Origin of the sequence: Streptomyces sp. WAC04114 (genome assembly GCF_019733245.1) — a bacterium.
Lineage (GTDB): Bacteria > Actinomycetota > Actinomycetes > Streptomycetales > Streptomycetaceae > Streptomyces > Streptomyces massasporeus_A.
Genome location: NZ_JAIGQA010000259.1, coordinates 1 through 8,773 on the forward strand (window position 1 = coordinate 1; position 8,773 = coordinate 8,773).

At 71.9% G+C, this 8,773-nt stretch carries 11 protein-coding genes and 1 pseudogene; 5 read left to right on the forward strand and 7 right to left on the reverse strand.

The features are described 5' to 3' along the window. A partial coding sequence (locus K4G64_RS36875; RefSeq protein ID WP_221760241.1) for an MFS transporter occupies positions 1-1,352 on the forward strand: 1,352 nt, incomplete at its 5' end. On the opposite strand, the gene K4G64_RS36880 is transcribed toward K4G64_RS36875, so the two are convergent. Genes K4G64_RS36880 through K4G64_RS36890 form a run of 3 tightly spaced genes read right to left on the reverse strand, consistent with a single transcriptional unit; the run spans position 1,341 to position 3,793 of the window. Further along, the gene (locus K4G64_RS36880) at positions 1,341-2,318 is read right to left on the reverse strand and encodes a DMT family transporter (protein ID WP_221760249.1); all 978 of its coding nucleotides are present in this window, start codon (positions 2,316-2,318) and stop codon (positions 1,341-1,343) included. The genes K4G64_RS36875 and K4G64_RS36880 overlap by 12 nt on opposite strands. 56 nt (positions 2,319-2,374) lie before the next feature. Then, positions 2,375-3,085 (reverse strand): helix-turn-helix transcriptional regulator, encoded by a 711-nt coding sequence (locus tag K4G64_RS36885; protein ID WP_221760242.1) that lies wholly within the window; start codon positions 3,083-3,085, stop codon positions 2,375-2,377. A gap of 57 nt (positions 3,086-3,142) precedes the next feature. After that, the gene (locus K4G64_RS36890; protein ID WP_221760243.1) at positions 3,143-3,793 is read right to left on the reverse strand and encodes a TetR/AcrR family transcriptional regulator; all 651 of its coding nucleotides are present in this window, start codon (positions 3,791-3,793) and stop codon (positions 3,143-3,145) included. Between the two features lie 67 nt (positions 3,794-3,860). Between K4G64_RS36890 and K4G64_RS36895 the strand changes: the two genes are divergently transcribed. The 3 genes from K4G64_RS36895 to K4G64_RS36905 all read left to right on the forward strand — a co-directional run bounded on the left by K4G64_RS36895 (position 3,861) and on the right by K4G64_RS36905 (position 6,031). Further along, positions 3,861-5,012, forward strand: a complete 1,152-nt coding sequence (locus K4G64_RS36895) for an acyl-CoA dehydrogenase family protein (protein WP_221760244.1) — start codon at positions 3,861-3,863, stop codon at positions 5,010-5,012. A gap of 60 nt (positions 5,013-5,072) precedes the next feature. Continuing rightward, entirely contained in the window at positions 5,073-5,324 is a 252-nt protein-coding gene (locus tag K4G64_RS36900; protein ID WP_221760245.1) for a YiaA/YiaB family inner membrane protein, read from the forward strand. 71 nt (positions 5,325-5,395) lie between these two features. Then, positions 5,396-6,031, forward strand: a complete 636-nt coding sequence (locus tag K4G64_RS36905; protein ID WP_221760246.1) for a TetR/AcrR family transcriptional regulator — start codon at positions 5,396-5,398, stop codon at positions 6,029-6,031. A gap of 41 nt (positions 6,032-6,072) precedes the next feature. Here the strand turns inward: K4G64_RS36905 and K4G64_RS36910 are convergent, their stop codons facing one another. Beyond that, positions 6,073-6,534 carry a MaoC family dehydratase gene (locus K4G64_RS36910; protein ID WP_031107672.1) on the reverse strand — a complete coding sequence of 154 codons (462 nt, stop codon included), beginning with the start codon at positions 6,532-6,534 and terminating at the stop codon, positions 6,073-6,075. Positions 6,535-6,643: 109 nt separating this feature from the next. Between K4G64_RS36910 and soxR the strand changes: the two genes are divergently transcribed. Then, on the forward strand, positions 6,644-7,111 hold the full coding sequence (gene soxR / locus K4G64_RS36915) for a redox-sensitive transcriptional activator SoxR (RefSeq protein ID WP_221760247.1): 468 nt from the start codon (positions 6,644-6,646) through the stop codon (positions 7,109-7,111). On the opposite strand, the gene K4G64_RS36920 is transcribed toward soxR, so the two are convergent. The 3 genes and pseudogenes from K4G64_RS36920 to K4G64_RS36930 form a co-directional block, all read right to left on the reverse strand. After that, positions 7,068-7,835, reverse strand: a complete 768-nt coding sequence (locus K4G64_RS36920; RefSeq protein ID WP_221760250.1) for a 3-keto-5-aminohexanoate cleavage protein — start codon at positions 7,833-7,835, stop codon at positions 7,068-7,070. The genes soxR and K4G64_RS36920 overlap by 44 nt on opposite strands. Before the next feature lie 79 nt (positions 7,836-7,914). Next, positions 7,915-8,517, reverse strand: a complete 603-nt coding sequence (locus K4G64_RS36925; protein WP_221760248.1) for a hypothetical protein — start codon at positions 8,515-8,517, stop codon at positions 7,915-7,917. Positions 8,518-8,532: 15 nt separating this feature from the next. Next, positions 8,533-8,773, reverse strand: a pseudogene (locus tag K4G64_RS36930) (hypothetical protein); the annotation flags it as partial.

An 8,773-nucleotide genomic window follows, 5' to 3' on the forward strand; every position in this document is an offset into this window, starting at 1 on the left:
CCCCCACCCCGCCCACGGCCGGCAACCGCCGCCGGGTCGCCACCGCGGCGGCACTCGCCTCGGCCGTCGAGTGGTACGACTACTTCGTCTTCGGCATCGCCGCCGCCCTCGTGCTCGGCGACCTCTACTTCCCCGCCGGAAGCGCCACGGCAGGCGTCCTCGCCTCGTTCGCGACCTTCGCCGTCGGCTTCCTCGCCCGCCCCATCGGCGGCATCGTCGCCGGCCACCTCGGCGACAAGCGCGGCCGCAAGCCGATGCTCGTCCTCGCGCTCACGCTCATGGGCGTGTCCACCACGGCCATCGGCTTGCTGCCGACGTACGACACGATCGGTGTGGCCGCCCCGATCCTGCTCGTCCTGCTTCGGGTCGCACAGGGCGTCGCCGTCGGCGCCCAGTGGGGTGGCGCGATGCTCCTGGCCACCGAGTACGCCCCCGAGGGCAAGCGCGGTGTCTACGGCAGCTTCGTCCAGCTCGGCGTCCCCATCGGCGTGGTCACCGCCAACACCGTCTTCCTGCTGGCCGGAGCCCTCACCACCGACTCGGCGTTCGCGGCCTGGGGCTGGCGCGTGCCGTTCCTGGTCGGACTGCTGGTCCTCGCGCTCGCCTGGTACATCCACACGCGCGTCGAGGAGACCCCGGCGTTCCGCGAGGCCGAGCGGGCGCTCGCCGAGAAGGAGAAGTCCGAGCAGAGCTCACCGCTGCGCACCATCCTGCGCGGCCACCTCGGCACCGTGTTCCTGGCCGGCGGCTCCTTCGCCGTGAACACCGCCACCTTCTACATCATCATCACCGGTGTCCTCGACTACACGACCCGTGAGCTGGACATGAAGAAGGGCCCGGTGCTCCTGGTCTCGCTCTGCGTCAGCCTCACCCAGCTGGTGCTGATCCCGGCGGCCGCCGCGCTCTCGGACCGCGTGGGCCGCATCCGGATCTACGCCTTCGGAGCGGTCGGCATCGCCCTGTGGGCCGTCCCGCTCTTCCTGCTGATCGACACCGGCTCGCTGCTGTGGCTCGCGGTCGGCACGTTCGTCGCCAGCTGCTTCCTGAGCATCATGTACGGCCCCCAGGCCGCGCTGTTCGCCGAGCTGTTCACGCCCGAGATGCGCTACACCGGCGCCTCCCTCGGCTACCAGATCGCGGCCGTCGCGGGCGGCGGACTCGCGCCCTTCGTGATGGTGCTGCTGCTGGAGGCGACGGGTACGTCGATGGCGGTGTCCGGGTACATCGTCGCGCTCTCGGTGATCGCCCTGGTGTCGATCAAGATCCTCGCGGACCGGGCCCGCGCGGCGGAGGCGAAGTCGGAGCCGGAGACGAAGGCCGCGGCGGAGACGAAGGCCGAGTCAACGGGCTGAGTCCTCGGCCTCCCTGGCTCCCTCGGGCCGTGGCTCCGGAACCGCTCCCGGAGCCGCGGCCCCTGCCGCCGCCCGCGACCTCGACCGGGACACCGCGACACCGGCCAGGCACAGCACACCGCCCACCAGCGTGAGCGCCCCCGGCACCTCGCCGAGGAACAGCCACGACATCAGCACGACCAGCGCGGGCGCCGCGTACGTCGTCGCGCCCATCCTGCTCGCGGTCGTCCGGGACAGCGCGTACGCCCACGTGGTGAAGGCGAGCGCGGTCGGGAAGACGCCCAGGTAGACCATGTTGAGCGTCGCCGAGGCGGGCGCCGACGCGGCCTCCCGCACCAGCTGCCCGGTGAACGGCAGGCAGAGCACCGCGCCGACCAGGCATCCGAACGTCGTCACCTGCAGCGGACTCGCCGTGCCCAGCGCCGGCTTCTGCGCCACGACACCACCGGCGTACGCGATCGCCGCCAGCAGGCACAGCACCACCCCGAGCACTGAGGAACCGCCCTCGCCCGACATCGACAGACCCACCGTCACGGCACCGGCGAACGACACGGCCATCCCCGCCAGCAGCCGCGGCGGCATCGGGTCGCCGAGCAGCCGGGCCCCGAGCAGGGCGATGAGGATCGGACCGGTGTTCACGACCAGGGCGGCCGTCCCCGCGTCGACCTGCTGCTCGCCCCAGTTGAGGGCGACCATGTAGAAGCCGAACCACAGCAGCCCCGAGATCGCGATGCCACGCCAGGCCGAACGCGGCGGCAGCCCCTCCCGCCGCAGCAGGCAGATCACCCCCAGTGTCAGCCCCCCGGCCAGCAGCCGTCCGAGCGCCAGCGCTCCCGGCGAGTAGGCGTCACCCGCGCTGCGGATCGAGACGAAGGCGGACGCCCAGAGCACGACGGTGACGGCGGCCGCACCGGCGGCCAGCAATTCCGCCCGGCGTGCGGGACGGGACGGGGAGGTGTTCGACATCATGCTCCGAAGGCTAGGAGGGAGAGGGGGCCGCAAGCTCGCGGATTTCGGACGGGCTATCGCAACGCCACCGCCTCCACCCCCAGCAGGTCCCACAGGGCCCGTTCACCGGTCGCCGTCACCTTCACGGCCCGCTCCGAGCCGATGCGTACGCACCAGCCCGTGTCCAGGGCGTGCCGGCACAGGGCCGCACCCGCGACGCCCGCCAGGTGAGGGCGGCGCTCGGTCCAGTCGAGGCAGGCCCGCGCCAGGGGGCGCCGGCCACGCCGCTCCAGGCCGATCCCGGCCGACGCGAACCACGCCAGCCCGGCGTCCGTGAGCGCGAACCCCGTCTCCTGCTCCAGCAGCCCGCGTGCCGTCAGCGCGTCGGTGACCGCGATGCCGAGCCGCCCGGCGAGATGGTCGTAGCAGGTGCGGCCCCGGGCCATCGCCGAGCCGGCGCTCGACTCACGCAGGTTCCGCGGCCGTACGGCCGTGCCCGGCGCGACCTGGGCGGCGAGGTCCTCCACCAGCTGGGCGACGCGGGCGTCGGCCAGCCGGACGTACCGGTGGCGGCCCTGCCGCTCCTCGGCGAGCAGTCCGCCCGCGACGAGCCGCCCCAGGTGCTCGCTCAGCGTCGACGCGGCCACGCCCGCGTGCCGCGCCAGTTCGCTCGCGGTCCAGGCCCGTCCGTCCAGCAGCGCCAGCAGGCACGCGGCCCGGGTCTCGTCGGCGAACAGCGCGGCGAGCCGGGCCAGGGCCGTCGCCTGTGGGTCCCTCGTGGTCATGCCCCCAGCATGGGACACGGACGGTTCGGCCGTCGCCGAAGTGTCCGAGGGGAGGCCCTACGCCGTGCGCCGCACCTGCTCGTACTGCTGCGCAAGGCCGTCCAGCAGGGCCGTCAGCCCCGTCTCGAAGGCGCGCTCGTCGATCTTCTCCTGCCGTTCGGCGAGGAGATGGGCCTGCTGGAGATGGGGGTAGTCGGCGGGGTCGTAGGCGCTCGCGTCGTCCACGAAACCCCCGGCGAAGGAGCCGAGCGCGGAGCCCATCACGAAGTACCGCATCAGCGCGCCGATGGACGTGGCCTGCGCAGGCGGCCAGCCCGCGGCGACCATCGCGCCGTAGACGGCGTCCGCGAGGCGCAGTCCGGCCGGGCGGCGGCCGGGGCCGCGGGCCAGCACCGGGACGATGTTCGGGTGGTCGCGCAGGGCGGCCCGGTAGGAGACGGCCCAGTCGTGCAGCGCGGTGCGCCAGTCCCGGCCGTCCTGGAACATCGACAGGTCCACCTGGCCGCTCACGGAGTCGGCGACCGCCTCCAGGATCTCGTCCTTGGTGCGGAAGTGGTTGTACAGCGAGGGGCCGCTGACCCCCAGCTCGGCGGCGAGCCGCCGCGTGGAGACGGCGGCCAGACCCTCCGCGTCCACGAGCGCGCGGGCCGTCTCGACGATCCGGTCGGTGCTGAGCAAGGGCTTGCGCGGTCGGGCCATGGCGCACATAGTAGGGCTGCACGGCAAAACTAGCAGTGCTAATTTAAATGTACGGCTTTCAATGGGGTGACCTGTGGTGAATCTGGAGCTCAGCGAGGAGCAGAGCGCGGTCCGGCAGCTCGCGCGGGACTTCGTGGAGCGCGAGATCACCCCGCACGTCGTGGCCTGGGACCGTGCCGAGGAGGTCGACCGGGGCATCGTCAAGAAGCTCGGCGAGGTCGGCTTCCTGGGCCTGACGATCGACGAGGAGTACGGCGGCTCCGGCGGCGACCACCTCGCGTACTGCCTGGTCACGGAGGAGCTGGGCCGGGGCGACTCGTCCGTGCGTGGCATCGTCTCGGTCTCGCTCGGGCTGGTCGCCAAGACCGTCGCCGCCCATGGCGGCGAGGAGCAGAAGCGCCGCTGGCTGCCCGGGCTGACCTCCGGCGCGTCGATCGGCTGCTTCGGCCTGACCGAGCCGGGCACGGGCTCGGACGCGGGCAGTCTGGCGACCCGGGCGGTACGGGACGGCGACGACTACGTCCTCAATGGCACCAAGATGTTCATCACCAACGGCACCTGGGCCGACGTCGTCCTGCTCTTCGCCCGCTCCACGGACGCCCCCGGCCACAAGGGCGTCTCCGCATTCCTCGTCCCCACCGACACGCCCGGCCTGACCCGCCGCACCATCCACGGCAAGCTCGGGCTGCGCGGCCAGGCCACCGCGGAACTCGTCCTTCAGGACGTGCGCGTGCCGGCCTCCGCCCTGCTGGGGGAGGAGGGTAGGGGCTTCTCGATCGCCATGTCGGCCCTCGCCAAGGGCCGCATGTCGGTCGCGGCGGGCTGCGTGGGCATAGCCCAGGCCGCCCTGGACGCGGCCGTGCGGTACGCGGGGGAGCGCGAGCAGTTCGGCAGGACCATCGCCCACCACCAGCTCGTCCAGGAGCTGATCAGCGACATCGCCCTGGACGTCGACGCGGCCCGGCTGCTGACCTGGCGGGTCGCCGACCTGATCGACCGGGGGCAGCCGTTCGCCGTCGAGTCGTCCAAGGCCAAGCTGTTCGCCTCGGAGGCCGCCGTCCGCGCCGCGAACAACGCGCTCCAGGTCTTCGGCGGCTACGGCTACATCGACGAGTACCCGGCCGGCAAGCTGCTGCGGGACGCCCGCGTGATGACCCTCTACGAGGGCACGAGCCAGATCCAGAAGCTGGTCATCGGGCGGGCGCTGACGGGGGTCTCGGCGTTCTGAGTACGCGTCTGAGTACTTCGGCGGATGTGGCGCGGACCACGTCCGCCGATGCTTTCCCCCATGAGTGACACACCGGGCAAGCAGCAGAACACGGCCGCCTTCTACGGCCAGGCCGTCGCCTCCTTCGCCGTCGCCATGGCGGCCACCGCGATCGGCATCTACCAGCTGAGCGCCGACGCCTGGGTGCGGGCCTTCCTCGCCATCGCCGTCCTGTACCTGGTCACCTCGGCCTTCACCCTGTCCAAGGTGATCCGGGACCGGCAGGAGGGGTCGGGCGTGGCCCCCTCGTACGCCCCCTACGAGAAGCGCTGAGCGGCCACACTAAGCGCTCGCTCACCTTCGGCGGTATGGTGTTGCCTCCTGCCAGTGGAGAGGGGCGAGTGATGAGTACGGCGGAGGAGACGGCCGGCGGCGAGGCGCAGGCGTGGGGCGAGGTCACGCCCGACGCGGCGCGGCGGCTGCTGGTCGCCGCGGTGGAGGCCTTCGCCGAGCGTGGTTACCACGCCACGACTACCCGGGACATCGCGGGCCGCGCCGGGATGAGCCCGGCGGCGCTCTACATCCACTACAAGACCAAGGAAGAGCTGCTGCACCGCATCAGCAGGATCGGGCACGAGAAGGCCCTGGAGATCCTGCGGACGGCGTCCCGGCGCGAGGGCAGCCCCACCGAGCGGCTCGCCGACGCGGTGAGCTCCTTCGTCCGCTGGCACGCGGGCGGGCGCACCACCGCGCGGGTCGTGCAGTACGAGCTCGAATCGCTCGGGCCGGACGCCCGCGCCGAGATCCTCGCCCTCAGGCGCAAGGTCGACGGCGAGGTGCGCGGGATCATCGAGGAGGGCGCGCGCTCGGGCGAGTTCGAGGTCATCGACGTGCACGGCACGACGTTGGCCGTGCTGTCCCTCTGCATCGACGTGGCGCGGTGGTTCAACGTCGACGGGCCCCGGACGCCGGAGCAGGTCGGCGAGTTGTACGCCGACCTCGTGCTGCGGATGGTCGGGGCCCGGGGCGCGACGGCCTGAGGTCCGGGAGCCCCGGCCTCGCCGGTGGTCCGGATCCGGCGTCAGAAGTAGTAGCGCGCCACGGACTCGGCAACACAGACCGGCTTGTCGCCGCCCTCGCGCTCGACGCTGAAGGCGACGGCCACCTGGACGCCGCCCGGCACCTCGTCGACAGCACTGATCGTCGCCGTGGCCCGCAGCCGGGAGTTGACCGGGACCGGGGCGGGGAAACGCACCTTGTTCGTCCCGTAGTTGACACCCATCTTCACGCCCTCGACGGCGATCAGCTGCGGCCCGAACAGGGGCAGCAGCGACAGGGTCAGATAGCCGTGCGCGATGGTGGTGCCGAAGGGGCCGGCGGCGGCCTTCTCCGGGTCGACGTGGATCCACTGGTGGTCGCCGGTGGCCTCCGCGAAGAGGTCGATCCGCTTCTGGTCGATGTCGAGCCAGTCGGTGTACCCCAGTTGTTCGCCCACCGCCGACTTCAGGTCGTCGACGGACGTGAAGATCCTCGGCTCTGCCATGTCTTCCAGGCCTCTCGTGTGCAGGGGGTCTGCGCGCTCAATCTCTAAGCGACTGCTTAGCATGGTCGGCCGAGGGGGCTGTGTCAACGGACTCGGTAGGGTTCGAGGGGTGCACCGGATTCCAGAGAAGATCCATGAGCTCACGGTCGGCCAGCTCGCGGCGCGCAGCGGCGCCGCCGTCTCGGCCCTGCACTTCTACGAGTCCAAGGGCCTGATCCGCAGTCGCAGGACCTCGGGCAACCAGCGCCGCTACTCCCGTGACACGCTCCGCCGGGTCGCCTTCATCCGGGCCGCGCAACGGGTCGGCATCCCGCTGGCGACGATCCGCGAAGCCCTCGCGCAACTGCCCGAGGAGCGCACGCCCACCCGGGAGGACTGGGCGCACCTCTCCGAGGCCTGGCGCACCGAACTGGAGGAGCGCATCAAGCAGCTGAACCGGCTGCGGGATCACCTCGCCGACTGCATCGGCTGCGGCTGCCTCTCCCTCGACACCTGCGTCCTGTCCAACCCCGACGACGTCTTCGGTGAACGCCTCACCGGTTCCCGCCTGATGGTCGACCGGGGCGGTCGCGGGTAACGGCCGCCCGGCTCGCCCCGTACTCCGCCAGCCCGGCCGCGACCAGGTGGGCGTTCGACCCCGCAGGCTCCCCGTCCGGCAGGGTCAGGACGTCCTCCAGCCCGATCCGTGTGGCCAGGCCCAGCCTGCCCGCGAGCCGCAGCACCGGCCAGGCGCCTCCCTCCTCGCCGTGCAGCAGCACCGGGCGTCCGTGCGCCGTCCCGATGCCGGAGAGCAGCGCCCGCGCGGAGGAAACGGCGGCCGACGGGTCCTTGTCCGTCACCTCCGCCAGGACCCTCAGGACCTTCGGCCCGAGCGGTGAGGCCGCGAACCGCTCGGCCCCGTCCGTACCCGACCAGATGCCGGCCTCCACACCCACTCCGCGCTCCAGGAGCAGCGCGGCCGACTCCTCCGCCCCCGGCTCGTGCCAGTTGACCGAGGCGTGGTCGGGCAGCACGGTCCAGTCGCGGATCCGCCGCAGCCGGGCGGCGGGGTCGGGTTCCGCCCACGCGCCCGTGGTCACGCCCACCGGAACCGGTACCCGCGCCCGGATCGCCGACAGCACCGGCGCGAGCACCCGCGGCGACAACGTGTCCTGCCCGCAGGGTGTCTTGGGGTGGACATGGATGTCCGTCGCCCCGGCGGCGACGGCCTCGGCGGCCGAGTCGGCCATCGACTCGGGTGTCAGCGGCACGGCCACGCCGTCAGCGGCCGTCCGCGAACCGTTCAGGCACACCTGCATCATGGTGTCGATGGTGCCAGTCACCACCGACAGTGGGGGTGCGGCATCCCCGGCGCACCCCCCCCCCGCGCACCCGCATCCGTCAAGCCGACACCAACAGCCTCGTCCGCCGGGCGTACGCCAGCGACTCGGGCGTGAGCACGGGACGCGGCACCAGGATTCCGCAGTCCGTGCAGACCGGACCGGACGAGGGTTCGTGGTCCAGGTCGTACCTCCACACGAGCCGCTGCCCGTCGCACACCGGGCACTGCGACCCCGGCTCGCGCTCCAGCGCGGCGATCAGCCGGCGCAGCACCTCGGCCAGCGGTTCACGGGGATGGACCGCCGGATCGTCGCACCACGCCACACCGAAACCGCCCCAGGTCAGCCGGTGCCAGTCGTCCACACTGCCCGGCCTGCGCAGCCCGTCGTGCTTCTCCTTCTTGCGGCGCTCGGCGAACTCGACCTCGTAGGCCAGCCAGACCGCCCGCGCCTCCTCCAGTTCGTCCAGTGCGGCCACGAGCCGCACCGGATCGGGGGAGCGGTCCTCGGGACCGAACCCTGCCCGGGAGCACAGATGGTCCCAGGTCGCCCTGTGTCCGTAAGGCGCGAACCTCTCAAGGCACTTGCGCAGCGAATAACGCCGCAAGGCCAGATCGCACCGCGGATCGCGGACCTGTCTCGCCAGACTCCGGAAACCCGCCATCGTCCTGCACCTCCGTCACACCTGCACCTGTAATCCGGTCACTTCGGCGTCGTCGTAAGGACGTCGCCGAATAGACGTATCGACAAGCGAATCGGCTCCATCCGATTTCAAATGGCCTCCATAAGCGGCCCGAAGAGGCTCGCGAGTCGACTGCCGTGATCCGTGTGCCTGTTGTGCTGACTTCAAGAAATGACGCTTGTTCATCTTCAAGCCGGGGGATACCGCCGGTAACATCCCGCCCACCCCCGTCGGGAGG